This window comes from Tenacibaculum salmonis (genome assembly GCF_041053065.1).
GTDB lineage: Bacteria > Bacteroidota > Bacteroidia > Flavobacteriales > Flavobacteriaceae > Polaribacter > Polaribacter pacificus_A.
On sequence record NZ_JBFCVV010000001.1, the window covers coordinates 1,862,323 to 1,887,374 of the forward strand.

Annotated in this window: 21 protein-coding genes; 9 read left to right on the top strand and 12 right to left on the bottom strand. The window is 28.6% G+C overall.

Annotated features, from left to right (window positions below; all coding sequences use genetic code 11):
* Nucleotides 1-20 precede the first annotated feature (20 nt).
* Nucleotides 21-881, top strand: coding sequence for an ATP synthase F1 subunit gamma (atpG, locus tag AB0T67_RS08105; protein WP_369219883.1), 861 nt, complete (start codon nucleotides 21-23; stop codon nucleotides 879-881).
* Between the two features lie 185 nt (nucleotides 882-1,066).
* Here the strand turns inward: atpG and dxs are convergent, their stop codons facing one another.
* Nucleotides 1,067-2,839 (bottom strand): 1-deoxy-D-xylulose-5-phosphate synthase, encoded by a 1,773-nt coding sequence (gene dxs, locus AB0T67_RS08110; RefSeq protein ID WP_369219884.1) that lies wholly within the window; start codon nucleotides 2,837-2,839, stop codon nucleotides 1,067-1,069.
* Nucleotides 2,840-2,878: 39 nt separating this feature from the next.
* On the opposite strand from dxs, the gene rsmI reads away from it, so the two are divergent.
* The 4 genes from rsmI (at nucleotide 2,879) to AB0T67_RS08130 (ending at nucleotide 6,776) form a co-directional block, all read left to right on the top strand.
* Nucleotides 2,879-3,550, top strand: coding sequence for a 16S rRNA (cytidine(1402)-2'-O)-methyltransferase (gene rsmI, locus AB0T67_RS08115; RefSeq protein ID WP_369219885.1), 672 nt, complete (start codon nucleotides 2,879-2,881; stop codon nucleotides 3,548-3,550).
* Nucleotides 3,551-3,677: 127 nt separating this feature from the next.
* On the top strand, nucleotides 3,678-4,841 hold the full coding sequence (locus tag AB0T67_RS08120) for a hypothetical protein (RefSeq protein ID WP_369219886.1): 1,164 nt from the start codon (nucleotides 3,678-3,680) through the stop codon (nucleotides 4,839-4,841).
* A 170-nt stretch (nucleotides 4,842-5,011) separates the two neighbouring features.
* A complete protein-coding gene (locus tag AB0T67_RS08125; protein WP_369219887.1) occupies nucleotides 5,012-6,061 on the top strand; it encodes a 2Fe-2S iron-sulfur cluster-binding protein in 1,050 nt (349 codons plus the stop codon).
* 22 nt (nucleotides 6,062-6,083) lie between these two features.
* The gene (locus tag AB0T67_RS08130) at nucleotides 6,084-6,776 is read left to right on the top strand and encodes a LysE family translocator (RefSeq protein WP_369219888.1); all 693 of its coding nucleotides are present in this window, start codon (nucleotides 6,084-6,086) and stop codon (nucleotides 6,774-6,776) included.
* Here AB0T67_RS08130 and mgtE read toward each other — a convergent pair.
* From mgtE to AB0T67_RS08160, 6 genes are all read right to left on the bottom strand, one after another.
* On the bottom strand, nucleotides 6,763-8,112 hold the full coding sequence (gene mgtE / locus AB0T67_RS08135; protein WP_369219889.1) for a magnesium transporter: 1,350 nt from the start codon (nucleotides 8,110-8,112) through the stop codon (nucleotides 6,763-6,765). The genes AB0T67_RS08130 and mgtE overlap by 14 nt on opposite strands.
* Nucleotides 8,102-8,905 (bottom strand): 16S rRNA (adenine(1518)-N(6)/adenine(1519)-N(6))-dimethyltransferase RsmA, encoded by an 804-nt coding sequence (gene rsmA, locus AB0T67_RS08140; protein ID WP_369219890.1) that lies wholly within the window; start codon nucleotides 8,903-8,905, stop codon nucleotides 8,102-8,104. Before rsmA ends, mgtE begins: the two co-directional genes overlap by 11 nt.
* A gap of 79 nt (nucleotides 8,906-8,984) precedes the next feature.
* Nucleotides 8,985-9,314, bottom strand: a complete 330-nt coding sequence (locus tag AB0T67_RS08145; protein ID WP_369219891.1) for a DUF4286 family protein — start codon at nucleotides 9,312-9,314, stop codon at nucleotides 8,985-8,987.
* Between the two features lie 15 nt (nucleotides 9,315-9,329).
* Complete coding sequence (locus tag AB0T67_RS08150; RefSeq protein WP_369219892.1) at nucleotides 9,330-11,105, bottom strand: tetratricopeptide repeat protein; 1,776 nt, start codon at nucleotides 11,103-11,105, stop codon at nucleotides 9,330-9,332.
* Nucleotides 11,106-11,386: 281 nt separating this feature from the next.
* The gene (gene serS / locus AB0T67_RS08155) at nucleotides 11,387-12,661 is read right to left on the bottom strand and encodes a serine--tRNA ligase (RefSeq protein WP_369219893.1); all 1,275 of its coding nucleotides are present in this window, start codon (nucleotides 12,659-12,661) and stop codon (nucleotides 11,387-11,389) included.
* 131 nt (nucleotides 12,662-12,792) lie between these two features.
* Nucleotides 12,793-13,725, bottom strand: a complete 933-nt coding sequence (locus tag AB0T67_RS08160) for a bifunctional riboflavin kinase/FAD synthetase (protein ID WP_369219894.1) — start codon at nucleotides 13,723-13,725, stop codon at nucleotides 12,793-12,795.
* A 199-nt stretch (nucleotides 13,726-13,924) separates the two neighbouring features.
* Between AB0T67_RS08160 and AB0T67_RS08165 the strand changes: the two genes are divergently transcribed.
* Nucleotides 13,925-16,633, top strand: coding sequence for a TonB-dependent receptor (locus tag AB0T67_RS08165; RefSeq protein ID WP_369219895.1), 2,709 nt, complete (start codon nucleotides 13,925-13,927; stop codon nucleotides 16,631-16,633).
* Between the two features lie 12 nt (nucleotides 16,634-16,645).
* Nucleotides 16,646-18,130: a G-D-S-L family lipolytic protein gene (locus AB0T67_RS08170; protein ID WP_369219896.1), complete on the top strand. Its 1,485-nt coding sequence runs from the start codon at nucleotides 16,646-16,648 to the stop codon at nucleotides 18,128-18,130.
* A gap of 55 nt (nucleotides 18,131-18,185) precedes the next feature.
* Here AB0T67_RS08170 and AB0T67_RS08175 read toward each other — a convergent pair whose 3' ends face one another.
* From AB0T67_RS08175 to AB0T67_RS08195, 5 genes are all read right to left on the bottom strand, one after another.
* Nucleotides 18,186-18,422 (bottom strand): hypothetical protein, encoded by a 237-nt coding sequence (locus AB0T67_RS08175; RefSeq protein WP_271230975.1) that lies wholly within the window; start codon nucleotides 18,420-18,422, stop codon nucleotides 18,186-18,188.
* A gap of 86 nt (nucleotides 18,423-18,508) precedes the next feature.
* Nucleotides 18,509-20,050, bottom strand: a complete 1,542-nt coding sequence (locus AB0T67_RS08180) for a glycine--tRNA ligase (RefSeq protein WP_369219897.1) — start codon at nucleotides 20,048-20,050, stop codon at nucleotides 18,509-18,511.
* 111 nt (nucleotides 20,051-20,161) lie between these two features.
* Nucleotides 20,162-21,061 (bottom strand): hypothetical protein, encoded by a 900-nt coding sequence (locus AB0T67_RS08185; RefSeq protein WP_369219898.1) that lies wholly within the window; start codon nucleotides 21,059-21,061, stop codon nucleotides 20,162-20,164.
* 51 nt (nucleotides 21,062-21,112) lie between these two features.
* A complete protein-coding gene (locus tag AB0T67_RS08190) occupies nucleotides 21,113-22,012 on the bottom strand; it encodes a hypothetical protein (RefSeq protein WP_369219899.1) in 900 nt (299 codons plus the stop codon).
* Nucleotides 22,013-22,028: 16 nt separating this feature from the next.
* Nucleotides 22,029-22,616, bottom strand: coding sequence for a class I SAM-dependent methyltransferase (locus tag AB0T67_RS08195; RefSeq protein WP_271230971.1), 588 nt, complete (start codon nucleotides 22,614-22,616; stop codon nucleotides 22,029-22,031).
* Between the two features lie 51 nt (nucleotides 22,617-22,667).
* Here AB0T67_RS08195 and AB0T67_RS08200 point away from each other — a divergent pair, with 51 nt between their 5' ends.
* Nucleotides 22,668-23,360 (top strand): ComF family protein, encoded by a 693-nt coding sequence (locus tag AB0T67_RS08200; RefSeq protein WP_369219900.1) that lies wholly within the window; start codon nucleotides 22,668-22,670, stop codon nucleotides 23,358-23,360.
* A gap of 53 nt (nucleotides 23,361-23,413) precedes the next feature.
* Nucleotides 23,414-25,009: an Ig-like domain-containing protein gene (locus tag AB0T67_RS08205; protein ID WP_369219901.1), complete on the top strand. Its 1,596-nt coding sequence runs from the start codon at nucleotides 23,414-23,416 to the stop codon at nucleotides 25,007-25,009.
* Nucleotides 25,010-25,052: the final 43 nt, after the last annotated feature.

Genomic DNA, 25,052 nt, shown 5'->3' on the forward strand with positions numbered 1-25,052 from the left:
CACTCAACAGCACTATTCGTATGGCGAACTTAAAAGAAATACGTAACAGAATTACTTCTATTAAATCAACAATGCAGATTACCTCTGCCATGAAAATGGTATCGGCTGCAAAGTTAAAAAAAGCTCAAGATGCAATTACGGCAATGCGCCCGTATTCATCTAAGCTTACTGAATTATTACAAAGCTTAAGCGCGACTTTAGATAGTGATGCTAGTGGCGTATATTCAACTCAAAAAGAAGTGAAAAATGTATTACTAGTTGTAATTACTTCAAACAGAGGTTTGTGTGGTGGTTTTAACTCTTCTATTGTTAAAAGAACAATAAAAGCTATTGATGAAAATTACAGTGATGTTGCTGTTGATTTGTTAACGATAGGTAAAAAAGGAGACGATATTTTATCAAAACAACACAATATTATTGAAAATAGAAATGATATTTTTGATGATTTAACGTACGATAACGTTGCAGAAGTTGCACAAAAAATAATGGATTTATATGTAGCTGGTTCTTATCAAAAGATACAGCTTGTTTATAATCAATTTAAAAATGCAGCAACTCAAATTCCTCAATTAGAGCAATTTTTACCAATTGAACCAATAGAAAGTGATGAAACTGTAACATTAGATTATGTTTTTGAACCTTCTAAAGAAGAGATTGTTTTAGAATTGATTCCTAAGTCATTAAAAACACAATTATACAAAGCAATTCGTGATTCATTTGCATCAGAACACGGAGCTCGTATGACTGCAATGCACAAGGCTACTGATAATGCTACTGAATTACGTGATGAGTTATTATTAACATATAACAAAGCACGTCAGGCAGCTATTACTAACGAAATTTTAGAGATTGTTGGTGGTGCAGAAGCATTAAATAACTAAAAAATTATAGTTGTTATCAACTAAATTTATATAAAAAAAGCGAATCCATTTGGATTCGCTTTTTTAGTTTTTAGAAACTACTGTCATGCTGAAATAAATTCAGCATCGCATGAATAAGAGAACCGTGGGAAATCAGGATGCGAATCTGAAATAAATTCAGATTGACGGATTTGCTTTTTTAGTTTTTATAAGAGTAATTTTTCAATTTTTTCTTGAATACTTTTTATATCAATATTTAATAAAATTTGTAATTCTTCAACTGTTCCATGGTCTATAAATTTATCAGGAATACCTAAAATATCAATAGTTCCTTTATAATTTTTTTCAGATGCATATTCTAAAATAGCAGAACCAAATCCACCCCTTACAGTTCCGTCTTCTATGGTGATTAGAATATCAAAAGAATTAAAAATAGTGTCTAATAATTTTTTATCTAAAGGTTTTACAAATCGCATATCATAATGAGCTACACTGTTGCTATTTTCTAGTTGATTTATGGCTTCAAAAACATTATTTGCTATTGTTCCTACGGATAATATTGCTACTTTATTTCCTTCCTTTAAACAAACACCTTTTCCTATTTGAATTTCTTCAAAAGGAAGTTGCCATTTTTCTAACTTACCTGTACCTCTTGGATAACGAATTGCAATAGGATTTTTTAAACCTAATTGTGCCGTAAACATGATATTTCGAAGTTCGATTTCGTTGCGAGGTGCAAAAATTATCATATTTGGAATTAAGCGTAAATACGCTAAATCAAAAACCCCGTGATGTGTTGCACCATCCTGTCCAACTAAACCAGCTCTATCTAAACAAAAAATAACAGGTAAATTTTGCAAAGCAACATCATGAATTATTTGGTCAAAAGAACGTTGTAAAAACGTCGAATAAATATTACAAAACGGAATAATATTTTGAGTAGCCATTCCTGCGGATAAAGTAACAGCATGTTGTTCGGCAATACCAACATCAAAAGTACGTTCAGGAAATTCGGCTAACATATCATTTAAAGAACTACCTGAAAGCATAGCAGGTGTAATGCCTACAATTTTTTTATTTTGATGTGCAAGTTCAATAATAGTTTTTCCAAAAACATCTTGAAACTTTGTGAACTTACTTTTTTCTTTAGGCAATACATCGCCTGAAATTTTATCAAATTTACCTGGAGCATGATATTTTACTTGGTCTTGTTCTGCTTGTCGTAATCCTTTTCCTTTGGTGGTAATTACGTGTAAAAATTTAGGACCTTTTATTTCTTTTAAACGGTCTAATTCTGATAAAATTTCTTCAAAATTATGACCATCAATTGGTCCTGAATATTCAAAATTTAAGGCCTCAAAAATATTATGTTGCTCAATATCCGACCTTGTCGATTTTATGCGTGTTAAATAATCTTTTAAAGCTCCCACCGAAGGGTCAATTCCAATGGCATTATCATTTAAAATCACCAATAAATTAGCATCTGTATCGCCTGCATGATTTAAAGCTTCAAAAGCCATTCCGCTAGCAATAGAAGCATCACCAATAATAGCAATATGATGTTTATCACTTCCTTGTATTTTAGAGGCAATTGCCATTCCTAAAGCCGCAGAAATAGAAGTTGATGAATGCCCAACGCCAAAAGTATCGTAATTACTTTCGCTTCGTTTAGGAAAACCTGAAATACCGCCTAATTGTCGATTTGTATGAAAAAGATCTTTTCTTCCTGTTAAAATTTTATGTCCGTAGGCTTGATGTCCAACATCCCAAACTAATTGGTCGGTTGGTGTATCAAATAAATAATGCAATGCAATAGTAAGTTCAATAACGCCTAAACTAGCGCCTAAATGACCTTCTTTTGTGGCAATAATATCAATAATAAATTCGCGTAGTTCTTTTGCTAATAAAGGCAATTCATCAGCAGATAATTTCCTTATATCCGAAGGAAAATTAATATTTTTTAACAGCTTTTTTGGCATAGCGCAAATGTACTAAAAACTTTGTTGTAGCTTTGCTGTATGAGCAAATTGTATTTGGTACCAACCCCAATCGGGAATTTAGAAGATATTACGCTAAGAGCACTTAGAATTTTAAAAGAAGTCGATTTTATTTTGGCAGAAGACACACGTACTAGTGGAAAATTGTTAAAACATTTTGAAATTGGAACACAAATGTATAGTCATCATATGCATAACGAACACAAATCTGTTGATGGTGTTTTAAATCGATTAAAAAATGGTGAAACTTGTGCATTAATTTCTGATGCTGGAACTCCAGCAATTTCGGATCCAGGTTTTTTATTGACCAGAGCCTGTGTCCAACAAAATATTGATGTAGAATGTTTGCCTGGTGCAACTGCTTTTGTACCTGCTTTAGTAAATTCTGGTTTGCCAAATGATAAATTTGTTTTCGAAGGATTTTTACCTGTTAAAAAAGGAAGACAAACTCGTTTAATTCTTTTATCCGAAGAAAATAGAACCATGATTTTTTATGAAAGTCCTCATAAATTATTAAAAACATTAGCTCATTTTGGCGAATATTTTGGTGAAGACAGGCAAATATCAGTTTCTAGAGAATTGACAAAATTATTCGAAGAAACCAAACGAGGAACAATAAAAGAAGTGTTATCATATTACACAACAAAACCTGCTAAAGGTGAAATTGTAATTGTTGTTGATGGTAAAAAATAATTAAAACAAGCTTGTATTCGGGGTAGTGGTTTTTAAATCTATTTTCTGTTTTTATAATTAGTTCCTCTAATTTTAGATGAAAGGTAATTTCAATTGTATATATGAAATTACTATCTTTAATTCAAAAATGCAGAAAATAGAGACTATTGGAATTATAGGGATGGGAGCAATTGGAATTTCTATCTCTTATATTTTACAAGAGGCGAGTTTAAATATAATCGGGTTTAAACATAAAAATAGAAAAAGTGAGCAATATAAAAAGCTTATTGAAAAAGATAAAATAGTAGTAATTAATAGTGCAGACAATACTTCTTTTCCTAAGAAAACACCACTTAAAATAAAAATTACTTCCTCATTAGAAGAAATTGCAGAAAAAGCTGATTTAATACTTAATTGTTGTCGTTTTCCTCAAAATTCAACAATGTATCAATTTAATGAATTTGAAAAATCAATCATCAGTAAAAAGAATACGCCAATATTAATGATTCCTGGAAATTTAGGTGCTAATTGGTTAGTTGGTCAGGAAAATATAAAGGTTGGATTGGTCGGATATTCGCCTGTTTTTGCAACAAGTAAAGCTACAGATGATGGTATTATTGTCAATTTATTAGATTTTAAATCAAAAATACCTTTAGCTTATGATGATTTAGAAACTAGAAAATATCTGATATCTTTTCTTAATAAACGCTTTCAGTTTGGAGAAGATACTTTTATTGATGGAGGAAATACGCTTAAAACAGCTTTAAGTTCTCCAATCTCATCAATAAATGCAGCGGCTATTTGCGATAATTCACAAGCTCTTATTAATTCAAAAGGAAAAGCGATAGCTAAAGAAATTTATGTTTTAAGTGAAACGTATTCTCAATTATTTCAAAAGGTTTTTAACGAACAAATAATGGTTGCTAAGCGATTAGAAATTGATAATTGCCAATCGTTAAAAGATTGGTTATCGAATCGTGTAATAAGTATCAAACCTAATAATAGTATTACAGAAATGTTAGGAGATATTTATAAAGCAAAGCAAGTAACTATTTCAGGGAAAGATAGGCGAATAACAGAATCATTTTATGCATTGTTATTTTTTAAGAGTTTCGCAAATACAGTAGGCTGTGCAGTTCCTACAACCGAAGAATTACTCCGTCAAATTATAGCTTTACAATTAAAGTTACACAAAACTAATTTTTCAATAAATAGTAATTTATTAATACAGGCATCAGCAATATCATATGCCGATGATGCATTAAATAAAATAAAACAAAAAGAAAGAGATATTTACACTGTTTTATACTAAGTTGTTTCATTGCTTTTAAAATAGTGTTATAACTGTTTTAATTGATGTTTTGTAAATATATAAATAACCTCTAAATTTTATGATATTTAAAATTAGGGGTATCATTTTATATAAACTCTAACAAATGATTTGCTTAGTATTGCTTATTTTTGTAGATCTAAACTCAATACATGTCTACATTTCATAAATTAAATATTGAAAAAATAATAAAAGAAACTGCAGATGCTGTTTCTATATTATTTACAGTTCCTGCAGAATTAAAAGAAGCTTATAATTTTATAGCAGGTCAATACGTAACTATTAAAGCAACTTTAAACGATAAAGAAGTTCGAAGAGCTTATTCTATATGTGCTTCACCAAATAGTAATCAAATTAAAGTAGCTGTTAAAGCTGTTGAAAAAGGAGTTTTTTCAACTTATGCAACTACCAAATTACAAGAAAATACAACTTTAGAAGTTTCAGAACCAGAAGGAAAGTTTATTCTTGAGCCAAAAGCAAATAAAAATTATATTGCATTTGCTGCTGGTAGTGGAATTACGCCTGTTTTATCAATGATAAAAACGGTTTTAGATAATGAAGCATCATCAACTTTTACGTTAGTTTTTGGTAATAAAAAAGCTGAAACTACTATTTTTTATGATGAATTAAATGCTTTATCTGAAGCATATCCATCACAATTTAACTTGCACTATATATTTAGTAAAGAAGTTAGAAACGATAGTAAATTAGGTAGAATAGATAAAAATAATGTGAATCATTTTGTAAAAGATATTCATAAAGATATTTCTTTTGATGCAACTTATATTTGTGGTCCTGAAGAAATGATTAATTTGGTGTCAGAAACTTTACAAGAAAGCGGATTTGATAAAGAAACAATTCATTTTGAATTATTTACAGCAAGTGCATCAGCAACTGAAACTCCTGTAATTTATCCTGATGGAAAATCAGAAATCACTATTTTATTAGATGATGAAGAAAGTACTTTTTCAATGGAAAAAACAGATACCATTTTAGCAGCTTCTTTACGTAATAAATTAGATGCTCCTTATTCTTGTCAAGGAGGTGTTTGTAGTAGTTGTATTGCAAAAGTTACTGAAGGAAAAGCTGTAATGTCTAAAAATTCTATTTTATCTGATGATGAACTAGAAGATGGGTTTATTTTAACCTGTGTAGCACATCCTTGTACACCAAAAGTAGTTATCGATTTTGATGATGTTTAGAGAAAAAAAGTATATATAAAAAATGGATTTTTACAATTTTAAAAATGCTTTTATAATAGGTTTTATCATGTCTTTTATGATAGGACCTGTTTTTTTTATGCTTATTAAAACAAGTATATTAAAAGGTGCTCGTGCTGCAATTTCTTTTGATATAGGCGTTATTTTAGGTGATATTACTTTTATGCTAATTGCTTATTTTGGAAGTAGAAGTTTATTAGAAAAAATTAAAGATGACCCTTGTTTATTTCTGGTTGGTGGGCTTATTTTGATTATATATGGTTTTATCACTTTTTTTGATAAAAGCAATAAAAAAGAAGCTGTAATTGCTGAAGTTCAGATTTCAAAAACTAATAATTACGGAAAACTAATATTAAAAGGTTTTGCGTTAAATTTTATAAATGTTGGTGTTTTAGCTACTTGGCTAGGAGTTGTTATAGTTGTAGGACCCACATTAAATATGGATCCGACTGCTATATTTTGGTATTTTGCTACTATACTTTTTGGCTATGCTCTAACAGATTTAGGTAAAATATTATTAGCAAAACAATTAAAAAGTAAATTAACGCCTTTAGTTATTTATCGCATAAAAAAAGGAATGGGTATTTTATTGATTGTTTTTGGTTTCTTAATTATGTTAAAAAGTTTTATACCTAAAGATGAAATTGATAACTTATTAGATAAAGTTACTCCAGAAAAAACAATTAAAAACCAATAATTATTTTAGCGATTCCAAAATAAATAAGGATTCCAAAAATATCATTACTAGTGGTAATAAATGGTCCTGTAGCAATTGCAGGATCAATACCTCTTTTATCTAAAAATAAAGGAATAAAAGTTCCTATTAAACCCGCTACAATTATCACTACAAAAAGAGATATAGAAATAGCCGTTGCTACTTTTATATCTTGTTCTGTAATAAAGATAAAAAAGAAAAGTAAAATAGCCAATGCTAATCCATTTACCATTGCTAAAGAAACTTCTTTTAATAGTCTATTACCAATACTTCCTTTTACATCATCATTCGCTAAACCTTGCACTATAATTGCTGAAGATTGTACTCCAACATTACCTGCCATTGCTGCTATTAAAGGTGTAAACATAAATAAAATGGCATTGTCAACCATGGCATCTTCAAAAAATCCCATAATACTTGCAGCACCAACCCCACCAAGTAATCCTAAGAAAAGCCAAGGTAAACGTGCTCGTGTTAATTCCCAAATAGTATCATCAGCTTCTACATCTTGTGTAATACCTGCAGCTAATTGATAATCTTTATCAGCTTCTTCTTTAATTACATCAACAATATCATCAATAGTAATTCTACCAACTAAAATGCCTAATTCATCAACAACAGGTATTGCTTCTAAATCATATTTTCGCATTATATTGGCAACATCTTCTGCTTCATCTGTAACGTTTACAAAATCTACTTTTGGTATGTACACTTCGGCAATAGTAGCCTTTGTAGAAGCCATTAATAAGTCTTTTAAAGATAAACGACCTTTTAACTTACCACTATCATCAATTACATATATTGAGTGTACACGAGTAACTTCTTCTGCTTGAACTCGCATTTCTTTTTCACAGCGAGAAATTGTCCAGTTTTCATTAACCTTAACAAGCTCTTTAGCCATTAAACCACCTGCAGAATTTTCAGAATAACGTAATAACTCTACAATTTCTTTTGCATGTTCTTCGTCTTCAATTTCTTGCATTACCGCTTTTTTCCTTTTATCAGAAAGTTCGGAAATTACATCGGCAGCATCATCGGTATCAAGTTCATCAATTTCTTCCGCAATTTCTTTAGCGGTTAATTGTTCTAGTATTTTTTCACGAACATCATCATCAACATCCATCAGTACTTCTGATGTTGTTTCACTATCTAATAAACGGATAATATAAACAGCTTCTTCAAAGGGTAATTCATCTAATATTTCAGCAATATCAGCATGGTGAATTTCTTTAAAAAGTTGATTAAGAGCAGCGTTGTTTTCACTTTCAATATACTGCGCTACGTTACTAAGAATTTCTTGGGTAATTTCAAATGCCATCTTTTGCAATTTTATCGGTCAGTTCTATAAATCGTTGTACTGATAATTGTTCGGGACGCATTGTAAATATAGGATCCTCTTTTAAAGCATCAGAAATATTGAATGATTTTAAACTAGAACGTAACATTTTTCTTCGTTGATTAAAAGATGTTTTTACTACCCTAAAAAATAATTTTTCATCAACAGGTAAGCTATAATCTTCTTTTCTGGTTAATCTGATAACACCAGAATCTACTTTTGGTGGCGGATTAAAAACAGTAGGAGGTACGGTAAATAAGTATTCTACATCGTAGAAAGCTTGTGTTAACACCGACATAATTCCATAGACTTTACTTCCTTCTTTTTCAGCGATTCTTTTGGCTACTTCTTTTTGAAACATTCCTGCAAATTCAGGAACAAACTCTCTATATTCAATAGCTTTAAAAACAATTTGCGTAGAAATATTATACGGAAAATTACCAATAATAGCTACTTGTTTTTCTTTAAAAAAATCTTTTAAATTTTTCTTTAAAAAATCACCTTCGATTATTTCAAATTTTTTGGCAGTAGTATCTAATTTAATATGTTCTAACGGAAAGGTATCTTTTAAATAGGCAACCGAATCATAATCGATTTCCATTACCGTAGTTTTGGTTTCTCTTTCTAATAAGTATTTAGTTAAAACGCCCATTCCAGGACCAATTTCTAATACATTATCGTAGCCTTTTCCAATTAATGCATCGGCTATTTTTTTAGCGATATCTTCATCGGTTAAAAAATGTTGTCCTAAATGTTTTTTTGCTCTTACAGTCATGTTATTAATTAAGATAAAAAAGGGTTAGAAATAAGCTTTAAAAAGATAGCTTATATTTCATAAATCAGATTACAGTATTTTAGTTACTTATTACTGTAGGAAAAAATTCATTAATAACTTTTAATTCGGTACGAAAAGCTAACATTTTATCGCCAAATTTCTTAAAACTAGCTGCACGAAGTTCATCAGCATGATTGTCGTAATAAGCATCTAAATCTTCACGTGTTTTAGCGGTATATTGAACAGAATATGTTGCGCCTCCCATTTCTTCTTCAACTAAAACAGCGGTTAATTTTGCACTTAAAAAATTACCTGTAGCCAAAACATTAGGAATATGATCTTTAATCCAAACTAGCCATTCTTGGTGTACGCTTTCGTCAATATTTATTGTAACATTATATATATACATATCTATTTTTCTTAATTATAATTGGTCTCCTCTTAGTTGTCTAAACTTCTTACGAGCATCAATTAAATAGATGCTAGAAGCGTGGTCAAAAATAATCTTTTGATAGTATTCTTTTGCCTTTTCAGGGCTATTTAATTTTGTATTATATAATTCTGCCATTTGATAATATACATCATCTATATAAATTCCTTTTTTATCCAAAGAAATTATTTTTTTATAATTTAAAATAGCATCTTCATATTTTTGCTCTTTGATAAAAAGACTTGCTTGTTTAAACAATGCATCATCTTCAATAGGTTGTCCTTTATATTTTATTATGACAGTTTTCAAAAGCGTAATAGCTTCTTTATCTTTATTTTGAAAAGCTAATAAATCGGCTTTTGCATATTCTTTTAAACCTGTAGAAATACTGTCTTTAGGTTCATTATCTGAAATTGTTAAAAATAAATTTGCCGCATCATTGGCAATTAATTGTGTTGCTGAACCTTTTAGAATTTTTAATTGTGCTTTTGCCCATTTAAAATCATTTTTAAAATAAGATGTTTGCGCTACTTTAAAACGTGCTTCTTGTCCTAAAAAATGATTTTTAAACTGATTTTGTACTTGTGAAAAGTAAATTAAAGCTTTATTAAAGTTACCTGTATAAACTAAAACTTCACCAAGTTGTAATTTAACTTCTGCTTTTTTAAATTTCGAATTAGAAAAAGTCATAGCTTTTTCTAAAATTTTAACTGCTTTTTCAGGATTGTTTTCTGTAAAAGTTAGATAATTTGCATAAGCTACTTGAATTTCAAAAGTGTTTTTATTGATGCCATATTCTTCAAAAATGGCTTCAAATTTTTCAGAAACATCTGGTTGTTTTGTTTTGATAGCTATTTTTAAATTATTATTAATAGCATTAATTTTATCTGTAGGATAATTTGTTTTTTCAATGATTAAATCGAAACATTCTTTGGCAGTTTCATAGTCATTATTTTCTAATGCAATTTTACCTAATTGATTTATTTTACTTAAATGATCAGGATCTCTGGCTAACAATGCTTTTTCTTGAATAAGTGCTTTTTGATACTGTTTTTGTTTTACAAATAGCCAAGCAAGTAAATCATTCCAAATGTTTTTAGGATTGCTTACTGATTTTCGTAACAATGCTTTTTTGAATAAAATGTTGTTTTCATTTTCAGGATTATCTGTAATATATTTACTTGTGTAGCGTTTTACGTTGTTTAGATGTTTTTCATTTTTATCAACTAAACTAACATAAGACGTAAACATTTTAGAGAAATCACCTTTTTCACCATGAATTTGTGCTAATTGAAATCCGTAATTTACTTTCGGATTATTAGCCATTGTTTTTTCGTAGGCTTCAATTGCAAAATCTAATTTATTATAATCTTTAAAAAGTCGTGCGATATTGCTTCCGTAGTTTCCTTTTTTATCTAGTGATTTCAGCGCAATTTGATACTGTTTATTGGCTTCAATATCTTTTTGTTGACGTTCAAAATTATATCCTTTGATGATATTTAAAAATACTAAAGTTGGTTTTTTTTTGATTTCTTTTGATAAAAGAGCATCAGCAACCAAAAACTGATTAGTTTCTTGATAACAGGTTACTAATCTTTTTAAATAAGTAGTATTGTAAGGACTTTTATCGTGTAATTTTTTATAAAATTGGATAGCTTTTTCATATTCATTATTTCTGAAATAATTTTCAGCTACAATATATTCATTTTGTTGAGCGTAACAAAATAAACTAAAAATCAGTAAATTAAATAGAATAACGGCTTTTTTCATCAATCAAAAATACAGAACAAAATTGTTGTAATTATGATTTGTGTTTGAAAATTTACTGTTTTTTTGTGTGAAAGTTTCAAAATAGTACAAATGCCTAGCCCCGATTGAAGCAATTGTTTGAGCTCTTTTTTATTTTTCTTTTCGAAAAAATAAAAAAAGCGAGTGCGGAAAGCGGGAAATTGCTTCAAAAAAATATTATAAAATAAAGACATTTAAAAACCCCAAGTTTTCAACAAAGAAACTTGGGGTTTATTATTTTATAAAAGTATATTTTTTAATGATTAATCAATCATATCAAAACCACAATAAGGAACTAATACATCAGGAATTTTAATTCCGTCAGCAGTTTGATAATTCTCTAAAATACCCGCTAAAACTCTTGGTAAAGCTAAAGAACTTCCGTTTAAAGTATGTACATATTGACTTTTTCCTTCTTTGTTTTTAAAACGTAATTTCAAACGATTTGCCTGATAAGTTTCAAAATTTGAAGCCGAACTAATTTCTAACCAACGCTCTTGAGCAGTTGAATATAATTCGAAATCGAAAGTTAATGCCGATGTAAAACCTGTATCGCCTCCACATAAACGTAAAATACGATAAGGTAATTTTAAATCACGCAAAATATCTTTAATATGTTCGACCATTTCGCTTAAAACATGGTACGAATTATCAGGATGTTCAATGCGAACAATTTCTACTTTATCAAACTGATGTAAACGATTTAATCCACGAACGTGTGCGCCATAACTACCAGCTTCTCTACGGAAACAAGGCGTATAACCTGTGTATTTAATTGGTAAATCGGTTTCTTTTAGTAAATCATTTCTGTGGATATTGGTAATTGGCACTTCACCCGTTGGAATTAAATATAAATCATCCACAGTTGAATGATACATTTGCCCTTCTTTATCTGGTAATTGCCCAGTTGCAATTCCTGAAGCTTCGTTAACTAAATGAGGAACTTGAACTTCTTTATAACCAGCATCCGTATTTTTATCTAAAAAATAATTGATTAAAGCACGTTGTAAACGAGCACCTTTTCCTTTATAAACAGGAAAACCAGCACCAGTAATTTTTGTTCCTAATTCAAAATCGATAATATCATATTTTTTAGCTAATTCCCAGTGAGGTAAGGCGTTTTCGCCTAAATCAGGAATAATTCCTTCGCTAAAAATTTTCTCATTATCTTCTTCACTTTTTCCTGCTTTTACAGATGCGTGAGGAATATTAGGAATTTGATATAATAATTCTTGTAATTTATCAGAAACAGTATTAAAAGCTTCTGTAAATTGCTTTGAATCTTCTTTTAATTGCCCTGTTTTTTCTTTTAATAAGTTGGCTTTTTGAATTTCACCTGATTTAAAAAAACCTCCAATTTCTTTGGATATTTTGTTAGATTCAGCTAATATATTATCTAAAGAAACTTGCGTAGCTCTACGAGTTTCATCAGCAGTTAATACTTCTTCAATAATTGCTTCAGCATTGGCAAAATTACGTTTTGCTAATCCATCTAAAACAGTTTGTTTGTTGTCTCTAATAAACTGAACCTGTAACATCTTTTAAATTTTTTTAAGAACTGCTAAGATATAAGAAGCAGTACACTTAAACAACGTTGTGTAGGTTCTTAAATAAGATTTTAACAATTTATTTTTTATCAAAAAGAATTAAGACAGCAATATTTTATTGATTAGTTGTTGTTTTCTAGATAATTTACTGCGTTTTCTTTATCTTTTTTAAGTTGGATAACTAATTTATCTATTGAATTAAATTTTTGTTCATCTCTTAAAAAATACAGTAATTGTATGGTGATTTTTTTATCATATAAATCGGTGTTAAAATCAAAGAAATGAGTTTCAATACTTTGTTCTTTTCCGTTGATAGTTGGTCTGTTACCAATATTCATCATTCCAAAAATAGTATTGTTATCAATAACCGATTTTACAACATAAACACCTGTTTTAGGAATCAATTTATAATCTTCATTAATTTCAATATTAGCAGTAGGAAAACCAATTTTTCCACCTAATTTTTTTCCATGAACAACAGTTCCTGTTAACGAAAAATTATAACCTAAATAATCATTTGCAGTTTTTAAATGTCCGATATCAAGCGCTTTTCTAATTTTTGTAGAACTTACTGAAACTTCATCAATATCTTGAGCAGGAATTTCTTCAACAGTAAAATCATATAAATGAGAATATTCTGTTAATTGTTTAATATTTCCTTCTCTATTTTTACCAAAATGATGATCGTAACCAATAATTAATTTAGAAGTATTAAATTGATTTACTAAAATTGTACGTACAAAATCTAAGGCAGTTAATTTTGAAAATTCTTTGCTAAAAGGATGAATAATTAAATAATCTAAGCCTAATTTTTGAAGATATTTTGCACGTTCATCTATTGTATTTATCAGTTTTATAGACATATCTTTTTGCAACACCATTCTAGGGTGCGGAAAAAAAGTTAATAATACTGATTTTTTATTAGTTGTTTTTGCTTGATCAATTAACTCTTTAATAATTTTCTGATGTCCAATGTGTACACCATCAAAAGTACCAATAGTAACTATTGTTTGTTGAGTCGGTTTAAAATTAAAAATAGAGTTAATAACTTTCAATATAAAAAAAATTTCAGCAAAAATACAATTTGTAAAAGATGTTAAATAATGTTTGTTAAAAAACTTTATTTTGATGAAATAAAACGAGGTACAATAGTATTGTAATTAGATGTTATTTAAAATAAAAACAAAAAATAAACTTACAGCAGACAAAAAAAAAGTGTATTTTGCAATACAGTTAATAAAATATTTATAGATTATGATGAAAAAACTATTACTTATTGCATTTGTACTATTTGGTACTGCAACGATGGTTGCTCAGACAACCATAACAGGTAGCGTTAATGATGCATCTCTTGGTGGTGTAATACCAGGAGCAAACATTAAGGTTTTAAGAAAAGCAGTAGGTACAGCGACTGACTTTGACGGAAAATTTATAATGAAAGTTACAGATACTCCCCCTTTTACAATACAGATTTCTTCTGTAGGATATCATTCAAAAAATGTTGAAATAACAAAAAATAATCAAATCATTGAAGTTAGTTTAACTGAAAATGCGACTTCTTTAGATGAAGTTGTAGTTTCAGCATCACGAACTCCAGAGCGTGTTATGGAATCTCCCGTAACAATTGAACGTTTTGATTCAAGAGCTATTAAAAACACCGCTTCTGCATCGTATTATGAAGGATTAGAAAACTTAAAAGGAGTAGATATTAATTCGGGTGGTTTAACTTTTAAAACAGTAAATACACGTGGTTTTGCAAGTTTTGGAAACGAACGTTTTGTTCAGTTAGTTGACGGAATGGATAATGCATCACCAGCCTTAAACTTTGCTATTGGAAACTTATTAGGGATGTCTGAAATAGATGTAAAAAGCGTTGAAATTTTACCAGGAGCAGCATCAGCTTTATATGGAGCAAATGCATTTAATGGTATTATGTTAATGCGTAGTAAAAGTCCTTTTGAAGATCAGGGAATTAGTGTTGGTTTAAAAAGTGGTTTTACAAGTCAAGATGCTGCAGGAACCAATTCTTATTCTGATGCAACCATTAGAATGGCACATGTTTTTGATGATAAATTTGCCGCTAAAGTTAGTTTTTCTTACTTAAAAGGAGAAGAATGGCATGCTACCGATTATCGAAATACAACAGGCATTGGAGGAACTTACATTCCAGGAATGAGTCATGCTGATGATCCTAATTATGATGGAGTAAATACTTATGGAGATGAAGTTTCTGTTAATTTAGGAGGAGCAATAGGAAATGTTAGTAGAACAGGTTATACAGACCAAGAATTAATGTCTAACGAAGCAAAAAGTGTTAAATTTAATGGTGCGATACATTACCGTCCGTTAGGTAATGATAGAGTTGAAATTATTTGGAATTCTAAATATGGTTCTGGTAATACTATTTATCAAGGACAGAATCGTTATAATTTAGCAAACTTCTTTATGGAACAACATAAACTAGAGGTTAGAGGAAAAAATTTCTTTGTAAGAGGATATTATGCTAGTGAAAATGCTGGAGATTCTTATGATACTCGTTTTGCAGGAATTAATATAAATAGCAAATGGAAATCAAATACAGATTGGTTTGGACAATATGCAGATGCTTATTTAGGTGCAGTACCTAATGTTTCAGCTTCAAATCATGCAGCAGCTAGAATTTATGCTGACAGAGGTAGAGCTGTACCAGGAACACCTGAATTTACAAAATTATTTAATGAAGTAACTACTGATCCTGATTTATTAGAAGGATCTAAATTTAGAGATAATACAAGTTATTATCATTCAGATGCTAATTTAAACTTACGTGATTATATCGATTGGGCTGAAGTACAAGTAGGAGGTTCTTACAGACAATATAAATTAAATTCTTTCGGAACAATTTATACTGATGCTAACGCACCAATTAAATATGGTGAATACGGTGTTTATGCACAGCTTCAAAAGAAAATGATGGATGATCGTTTAAAGTTTACAGGGTCTATCCGTTATGATAAATCTGATAATTTTGATGGTAATTTTACACCAAGATTATCTTTAGCTTATGCCGCAGGAGAAACTAAAAACCATAATTTTAGAGCATCTTTTCAAACAGGATTTCGTAATCCAACAACACAAGATCAATACATCGGTTTAGAAACAGGTGCAGGATATATTTTAGGTACAGCCTCAGATAATGCGAATCGTTTTTCTAAAGAAGTAAAAACACCAACACAAACATTTACTTTAACAGGTAATGATGTATTTACAAGAGGATATTCTGCAAGTTCAATCAGAAATGGAAATCCGACTTTAGTTAAAACAGCATTGGTAAAACCAGAACAAGTAAAGTCTTTTGAAGTTGGATATCGCTCGGCACTTCCTTTAGGAGAAAATAAATTAACTGTTGATTTTAGTACATATTATAATATGTACACTAATTTTATCTCAAGTAAAGATGTTGTTGTTTTTATTGACCCGACTACTCCAGTAAACGTAACTAATTTAACAAGTAGAGATTTAATAAAAACTTTTAGTGTAAAAACAAACTCTTCAACAGATGTAGATTCTTACGGAGTTGGTTTAGGATTAAGTACTAAAATTTTAAAAGGATATAATGTAGGTTTAAATTATACATGGTCTAAATTTGATTTTGATCAAGCATCTGACCCTGATTTTGAAGCAGGTTTTAATACACCAGAACATAAAGTAAAAGCACAGTTTGGTAATCCAAATGTGTTTAAAAATTTCGGATTTAATGTAAGTGCTCGTTGGCAAACAGAATATCTTTGGCAATCGACTTTCTTAGAAGGAATGATTGAAGAAAGAACTGTTTTTGACGCACAAGTTAATTATGCTGTTCCTTCAATTAAATCTGTATTTAAATTAGGAGGATCTAATTTATCAGGAAAAGAATATTTAAGTGCTCCAGGTGTTGGAAGCATTGGTTCTCAGTATTATTTATCTTGGACAATCAATAACTAAAAAAAAATAAAAATGAAAAATACATTAAAATATACATTTTTATCTGCACTATTTTTAGGTTTTGTAGCCTGTGATGTAGATAATACATTACCTGAAATTAATGGGGATACTCAAAATACAATAGCTTTAAAAGCTGGTAGTATAGATTTTTCTAAATATGTATCTATTGGAGCTTCATTTACAGCTGGTTATACTGATGGTGCTTTGTTTAAAGAAGGTCAAGTAAATTCTTTTCCGAATACTTTAGCTTCTAAATTTGCTATGATTGGTGGGGGCGATTTTATTCAGCCTTTAATGAATGATAATATTGGAGGTATGATAAGTGGAGGAGTTGTTAAATTGAATCCAAGATTCTATTTTAATGGTTCAGGACCAACACCTTTACAAGAAATACCTACAACTATAATTGGCGTACCTGCAACAGGTGCTAGTTTTAATAATTTTGGTATTCCTGGAGCTAAAAGTTTTCATTTTATTGCCCCAGATTATGGAAATGTTGCTGGTTTAATGACAGACCCAATGACAGCAAATCCATATTTTGTAAGAATGAGTTCAACTGAATCTACATTAATAGGAGAGGCAGTATCAAAAAAACCAACATTTTTTACTTTATCAGAATTTGGAGGAAATGATGTTTTAGGATATGCAACATCTGGTGGAGATGGAACAGATCCAATTACGCCACTTGCAACATTTGATTTCGCTTTAGGAAAAGTAGAAGAAGCATTAAAGGCAACAGGAGCTAAAGGAGTTGTAGCTAATTTACCATATATTACTTCTTTACCACATTTTACAACAGTACCTTATAATCCAGTTCCTTTAGATGAAGCAACAGCAGATGCTTTAAATCAAGGTTATGCAGCTTATAACGGAGGTATTCAAGCAGCTCTTGCAGCCTTAAAAACTACAGGGTTATTTACTGAAGAAGAAGTATTAAAAAGAACAATTAATTTTACAGTTGGTCAAGGAAATGCAATGGTAGTTATCGATGAATCTTTAACCGATTTAGGAGCTATTAATCCTGCTTTTGCAGCTTTACCTAAATATAGACAAGCTACAGCTGATGATTTATTTGTATTACCATTATCGTCTTTAATTCCTAAAGGTTATGGTACTCAAATACCATTAGAAGATAAATGGGTGTTAACACCACAAGAGCAAACTGAAATTAAAACTGCTGTAGATGCATTTAATATAAAATTAAAATCAGTAGCCGATACAAATGGATATGCTTTAGTTGATTTTAATGGTATTTTACAAAAAGCTGCTACTACTGGTTTACAATTTGATAATTATTATATGACTACAAGTTTAGTAACAGGTGGTTTAGTTAGTTTAGATGGAGTTCATTTAACAAGCAGAGGTTATGCTTTAATGGCAAATGAAATGTTAAAATCGATTGATGAAACTTACGGTTCTAACTTTTCAAAAGCTAAGAATGGTTTAGCTAAAGCAGATGATTATCCTACAAATTATGCTCCTACTTTAGTAAAATAACAACACAATATTTATATGTTAAAAAAAGGCTTCATTTTACTAATGAAGCCTTTTTTTATTCTTTACTATTGTCAATCCACTCTTTTATTTTGTTATCATTAATAATGTATTTTTTATACTTGTTATCTCTATATCGATAATAAATAAATGTAGGCATTAATACAAAAGACATGTATAAAACACCAAATCCCATTACAATTTTTCCATTAGGATGCTCAGTATTTAAAAGATAAGCTCCTGTAAGCATCCATAGTAAAAAGATGATAAATAATATTTTTAATGCAGTTTTCATTATTTTTATTTTAATAGTACAAAAGTAAAAAATCCTACCATAGTAAATACTGGTAGGATTTTTATTATTTGAATATTGTTAAGTAATTACATTTTCTGTAACCAATTTTTTACATCTACTTCTTGTTTTATAATATCTCTTAATTCAGAAATAGGAACACGTTTTTGTTCCATTGTATCTCTATGACGAATTGTAACAGCATTATCATTTAAAGTATCATGATCAACAGTAATACAAAATGGTGTACCATTTGCATCCTGACGACGGTAACGACGACCTACAGCATCTTTTTCATCATAAGCTACGTTAAAGTCCCACTTTAAATCTTCCATAATTTTACGAGCAACTTCTGGTAAACCATCTTTTTTAACTAATGGTAAAATAGCAGCTTTTACTGGTGCTAAAATAGCAGGTAGTTTTAAAACAGTTCTTGAAGTTCCGTTTTCTAAAGCTTCTTCTTGTAAAGAATTTGAAAAAACAGCTAAAAACATTCTATCTAATCCGATTGATGTTTCTACTACGCAAGGTGTATAACTTTTGTTATCTTCATGATCAAAATATTGTAATTTCTTTCCTGAAAATTCTTCATGAGCTTTTAAATCGAAATCTGTACGAGAATGAATTCCTTCTAATTCTTTAAATCCGAAAGGAAATTTAAACTCAATATCAGCGGCAGCATCAGCATAATGAGCTAATTTTTCATGATCGTGAAAACGATAGTTTTCAGCGCCCATACCTAATGATAAATGCCAATTTAAACGGGTTTCTTTCCATTTATTGTACCATTCTTTTTGAGTTCCTGGTTTTACAAAAAATTGTAATTCCATTTGTTCAAATTCACGCATTCTAAAAATAAATTGACGAGCAACAATTTCGTTACGAAACGCTTTACCAGTTTGAGCAATTCCAAAAGGAATTTTCATTCTCCCTGTTTTTTGTACATTTAAAAAGTTTACAAAAATACCTTGGGCAGTTTCTGGGCGTAAATATAAATCCATTGCAGACTCTGCAGAAGCACCTAATTTAGTACCAAACATCAAGTTAAATTGTTTAACATCCGTCCAATTTTTAGAACCTGTTAAAGGATCAGCAATTTCTAATTCTTCAATTAATAATTTTACATCTGCTAAATCTTCATTTTCTAAAGATTTTCCTAAACGAGATAAAATGGTATTAATTTTTTCTTGATACCCTAAAACACGTCCATTTGTAGCTACAAATTCGGCTTTATTAAAAGTTTCTCCAAAGCGTTTTTCGGCTTTTTTAACTTCTTTTTCAATTTTAGTTTCAATTTTAGCACAATAATCTTCTACTAAAACATCTGCTCTATATCGTTTTTTAGAATCTTTATTATCGATTAAAGGATCGGTAAAAGCATCTACATGTCCTGAAGCTTTCCAAGTACTTGGATGCATTAAAATAGCAGCATCGATACCTACAATATTTTCGTGCATTTGCACCATTGCTTTCCACCAATAATCTCTAATATTTTTCTTTAACTCAACTCCGTTTTGAGCATAGTCGTAAACCGCACTTAAACCGTCATAAATTTCAGAAGATTGAAATACATAACCATATTCTTTTGCGTGTGATATTACTTTTTTAAAGTGATCTTCTTGTTTTGCCATATTGCAAAAATAAAATAAGGATTTAAACTAATACTATTCTAAAACGAAAAAGTGAATAATTAAATGAATTACTTTCTTTTTCGTTTTATGTATAAATTTTTAAAATGTTTTTTATCTTAATTGAAGCGTAGTTGCTCCTGAATAAATACCATCAATAAAGGTACTTATAGTATATTTTCCTTTATTGATATCATCTCTGTTAACTAAAATAAGTGATACAAGACTTAATTTATCATTATTATAATTGACTTCAATAGAGTCAGTATATTGAATTTTAGCCCCATCTTTTAAATTAGTAATTCCTTTTGGAGCAATAACATTATTATTATCATCTCTAATTTGAATATAGACAGCTTTTTCTCCAGCATCAGTAATTAAATTTTTTAATAAGTCAAAGTTTATTCTAAAAGCATCTGTTCTGCTAGATCTTGATGTTGAAGTTAGTTTTCCACTGCTACGTTCTTTCATAGCAACTACATTAAGATTGCTTGTTTTTATAAGACTACCAATAGCTATTTTAGTTTCAAGGGTTTTCTGTTTTTCTTCTAGTTTTTTATTTTTATTATTTAAAGAACTGTTTATGTTTTCTTTTTGTTGTAAAATGTTATTTGTAATAACGTTCTCTTGTGCTAAGACTTCATTTGCAGTACTTAATGAATCAACTCTAATAAATAACTTTTTGTTTTGACGTTCTAAACTGCTAATTTTTTTTCTGTATATTCTTATTAAACTATAATTATCTATTTTTAAATTTTTAATTGAATCTCTAAGAACATTCATTTTACCAAGTTCAACTTGTAATCTTTTGGAAATACGTTTTTTTCGAAGAACAACATCGGTGTAATCTTTAATCATTTCATCCAATTCTTTTTCTAAATCAGTTTTTTCTTGTTCAAAAATTTCTTGAAGATTACTGTATTGATTGGATTTTTGAAATGAATATAGTGTTAAAAATAGCGTTAGTATTAGTAGTAGAACAATCAGTGAGCTTTTTTTTTGTTGTTGATTCATAATTAAGTAGGTAAGTTAAGTAGGTTAGTAGTGCTTATATTATGTTATTTTTTATTTAAGATTAATACTTGTGTTTTTTACAAAAACACCATCAATAAAAATATTAATTAGGTAAGAACCTTTATTTATATTATCATTATTTACATAGATAAATGAAACAATAGATAATAATTTTTTGTTATAATTAGCTGTTAATATATCATTACAAAGTATTTCTTCTTTGTTTTTTAATTTCACTTTTTTTACAGGAATAATTACATTTTTATTATGAATTATTTGAATATAAATAGTTTTTAAACCTGGAGTACTAATTTTATTTCCTAGTAAATTGAATGCTACTTTAAAAGCATTTGTTTTTTTAGCTTTCGATGTAGATCTGTATTTACCACTTGTTTTTTTCTTCATTGCTTTTACTTTTACAGATGAAACCTGCATAACTTTAGCAATCGCAATTTTTTCTTTTAAAACCTTTTTTTGTTCATATAAAGATCGGTTTCTGTATTTTAATTTTAGATTTTGATTTTCCTTTAACACTAAAACCTCTGTTACACTATCATTTTTTATTGATAATTGATTGTTTTTCGAGTTTAAAGAGTCAATATATGAAAAAAGAATATTGTTTTGTTCAATTAAAACAGAAATTCGTTTTCTGTAAAACCGAAATAAATTATAATCAGTCGTTTTTAAGTTATTAATAGTGTCTTTTAACTTTATTATTTCGTGAAGTTTGCCTCTTAACTTTAAAGAAATATCATCTTTTACGTAAAGTGTATTCTCATATTTTTTTAATACACTACTTAATTCAGAGACTAATTCCTTTTTTTCTAAATTAAAAGTATCCTTTAATTCAGAGTATTCATTAGCATTTTGATAGGATAATACTCCTATTAGAATTATTAATACAAGTAAAAAGGTAATAAAACCGTTATTTTTTAATTTTGTATTAATCATTTTAAGTTTATACTGATCATTTAGGTTTATTTAGGTCTAATGTACTATTTTTTATGCAGTTATAAATAAATGCAGGTGGAAAATTAAGAGATTCAAAGCTTAGTTCAATATTACTACCAAAAACTTCTTTTAACTTTTTATAGTAGGTTAAGCTATATTGATATTGAATAAATAACCCATCATTGTTTAAAGTTTGATAACTTTCTAGTAAAATACGATGAGATATTTCTTTAGGAATAATAGTTAGCGGTAAGCTAGAAATAATATGATTTACTTTGGTATAACCTAATTTTTCAATTTCAGTAACCATTTCTTCGGCAGAAGCTTTTAAAACAATTAATTGTGGATGTTTTATCTTTTTTAATTCTTCATAAAAAGCATCATTAATTTCAAAACAAATTAAAATGGTATTTGATTTAAGTTTATCTAAGATACAATGTGTTATTGCGCCATTTCCAGGACCTAACTCAATAATAACTTCTGCTTTTGAAAAATTAATATTTCTAAGCATTTTTTTTGCTAAATATTTAGAACTAGGTACTATAGTTCCTGATGTTTTGTAATTTTTTACAGCTTCTTTAAAGAAATTAAATTTTTTGCTCAAAATAATATTATGTTTTTTCTGTATATTTCTACTAAAATATCGTTCGTAAAGATGCACTTTTTAAAAGATATATTCTATTTATTTTATCCTAATTTATGTATTCATTGTTCTATAGTTTTATTACAAAATGAAGAATATTTATGTATTACTTGTAGTAATAATTTGCCTATTATAACTAGTAATGAGTATATAAATAATGAGTTGTTATCTGTTTTTTATGGTCAGGTTTTAATAGAAAATGTACGCCCTTTTCTTTATTATAAAAAGGGAAACATTACTCAAAAAATAATTTACGAGTTAAAATATAAAAATCAACATGAAATAGGATTGTTTCTAGCAAATTGGTTTGGAGAAAAATTAAAAAAATCAGGTGTTTTTAAAACGGTCGATTATATAATTCCAGTGCCATTGCATCAATCTAAATTAAAAAAAAGAGGCTATAATCAGCTTACAAAATTTGGAGAAAGATTAAGTGTTATTTTAAATATTGAATATAAATCTGATGTTTTAATCAAATTAAAAAGTGTTAATACACAAACCAAAAAACAACGTTTCGAAAGGTTTTTAAATATTAAAAATAGTTTTAAATTAATTGATATTGAGCTTTTTGAGAGCAAGCATGTTTTATTAATTGATGACGTAATAACTACAGGTGCAACTCTAGTGTCGTGTTGTGAAGAATTATCAAAAACAAAAAACATAACTATTAGTATTGCTACAATGTCTTACGCTAAAAAAGAATAATTTTATTAGGTGTTAATTTACTACTTTTGAAATTCTATTTAAACAATCAATTTGTGAAAAATAAGTTATTATTTTTAGTCGCTTTAGTATCTGTAATCATTATAAGTTGTGCAAGAAAAGGAAGACCAGAAGGTGGTCCTAAAGATGAAAATGCACCAATTATGATGACTGCAAAACCACCTTATAAAACTATTCATTTTGATAAAAAAAACATCAAAATTGAATTTGATGAGTATATTGTTTTAAAAGATTTAACAAAACAGTTAGTTGTTTCTCCACCGTTAAAATTTGCACCAATTATAACGCCTCAAGGAAGGCCTACTAAATACATCAATATTGAAATTTTAGATACCCTAAAAACAAATATAACCTATACTTTTAATTTTGGTAATTCGGTTCAAGATAATAACGAAAACAATAAATTAGAGAGCTTTAAATATGTTTTTTCTACAGGGAATTATATTGATTCTTTAAAATTAAAAGGATTTGTAGTTCCAGCTTTTTCAAAAGAAAAATTAAAAAACATAAGCGTTTTATTGTATCAATTAGATAGTTCTTATACCGATTCAATTATCTATAAGAAAAAACCAAATTACGTTACAAGTACCTTAGATTCTACTAATTTTGAATTTACGAATTTACGAGCAGGAAAATACCTTTTATTAGCTTTAAAAGAAGTTTCAAGCGATTATACTTTTAATAGCAGAACAGATGAATTAGGTTTTTATAAAGATACTATTTCATTACCAAAAGATACTCTAGTTTTTAATCCGATACGTATTTTTAAAGAACTACAACCTTATAAATTTAAAAGAGGAAAAGAAGTTGTTAAAGGAAAAATTCAATTCGGATATGAAGGAGAACGAGGAAATATGAAAATTGAATTATTATCAAAAGTTCCTGCTTCTTTTAAATCATTTTCGCAATACGAAAAAGAAAAAGACACACTTAATTATTGGTTTACACCAATTGAACAAGATTCTTTAAACTTTATCATCAGTAATAAAAAAATCATAGATACTGTTACTGTTCGTTTGCGTAAAAAGAAAATAGATTCTTTTGCAATTTCATCGAAAGTAAGCAGGGTTTTACATTTAAATGATAGCTTATTTTTAGAGACTCACAATCCGATTATAAAAATTGATGCTTCTAAATTCTCTTTAGTCGATAAAGATACTGTTGCTGTTCCTTTTAAACTAGCAAAACAAAGTATAAGTAAGTTAGCTGTTTTGTTCAAAAAAACACCTAAAATGAATTATAAATTAGATATTTTACCTAAGGGAATAATTGATTTATATGAAACTACCAACGATACTTTAAGTTATCAATTTAAAACTCTTACAACTGAAGATTATGGAAGTATTATTTTAGATGTAAAAAAACAAACAAAGTATTCTACAATTATTCAACTTTTAGATAAAGGCGAAGTTGTAAAGACTAAATATGTTTCTTCATCAGAAAAAGTAACTTTCGATTTATTAGAACCTAAAAAATATACGGTTAGAGCTATTATTGATAGAAATAATAATAATATTTGGGATACAGGTAATTTCTTATTAAAACAGCAACCCGAAAAAGTTATTTACTTTGAAAAGGAATTTAAACTAAGAGCTAATTGGGAAATGAATGAAGTATTTATTATTAAGTAATAAATCAAAATAAACTGTTTTATATAAAAAAATGATTGCTAAT

Bases quoted from the DNA above. Each gene is read 5' to 3' on its own strand.
- AB0T67_RS08150 (WP_369219892.1), bottom strand. From the start codon at position 11,105: ATGAAAAAAGCCGTTATTCTATTTAATTTACTGATTTTTAGTTTATTT.
- AB0T67_RS08165 (WP_369219895.1), top strand. From the start codon at position 13,925: ATGATGAAAAAACTATTACTTATTGCATTTGTACTATTTGGTACTGCA.
- AB0T67_RS08175 (WP_271230975.1), bottom strand. From the start codon at position 18,422: ATGAAAACTGCATTAAAAATATTATTTATCATCTTTTTACTATGGATG.
- AB0T67_RS08185 (WP_369219898.1), bottom strand. From the start codon at position 21,061: ATGAATCAACAACAAAAAAAAAGCTCACTGATTGTTCTACTACTAATA.
- rsmI (WP_369219885.1), top strand. From the start codon at position 2,879: ATGAGCAAATTGTATTTGGTACCAACCCCAATCGGGAATTTAGAAGAT.
- AB0T67_RS08180 (WP_369219897.1), bottom strand. From the start codon at position 20,050: ATGGCAAAACAAGAAGATCACTTTAAAAAAGTAATATCACACGCAAAA.
- dxs (WP_369219884.1), bottom strand. From the start codon at position 2,839: ATGCCAAAAAAGCTGTTAAAAAATATTAATTTTCCTTCGGATATAAGG.
- atpG (WP_369219883.1), top strand. From the start codon at position 21: ATGGCGAACTTAAAAGAAATACGTAACAGAATTACTTCTATTAAATCA.
- AB0T67_RS08200 (WP_369219900.1), top strand. From the start codon at position 22,668: ATGCACTTTTTAAAAGATATATTCTATTTATTTTATCCTAATTTATGT.
- rsmA (WP_369219890.1), bottom strand. From the start codon at position 8,905: ATGACTGTAAGAGCAAAAAAACATTTAGGACAACATTTTTTAACCGAT.
- AB0T67_RS08190 (WP_369219899.1), bottom strand. From the start codon at position 22,012: ATGATTAATACAAAATTAAAAAATAACGGTTTTATTACCTTTTTACTT.
- AB0T67_RS08145 (WP_369219891.1), bottom strand. From the start codon at position 9,314: ATGTATATATATAATGTTACAATAAATATTGACGAAAGCGTACACCAA.
- AB0T67_RS08125 (WP_369219887.1), top strand. From the start codon at position 5,012: ATGTCTACATTTCATAAATTAAATATTGAAAAAATAATAAAAGAAACT.
- serS (WP_369219893.1), bottom strand. From the start codon at position 12,661: ATGTTACAGGTTCAGTTTATTAGAGACAACAAACAAACTGTTTTAGAT.
- mgtE (WP_369219889.1), bottom strand. From the start codon at position 8,112: ATGGCATTTGAAATTACCCAAGAAATTCTTAGTAACGTAGCGCAGTAT.
- AB0T67_RS08170 (WP_369219896.1), top strand. From the start codon at position 16,646: ATGAAAAATACATTAAAATATACATTTTTATCTGCACTATTTTTAGGT.
- AB0T67_RS08120 (WP_369219886.1), top strand. From the start codon at position 3,678: ATGCAGAAAATAGAGACTATTGGAATTATAGGGATGGGAGCAATTGGA.
- AB0T67_RS08130 (WP_369219888.1), top strand. From the start codon at position 6,084: ATGGATTTTTACAATTTTAAAAATGCTTTTATAATAGGTTTTATCATG.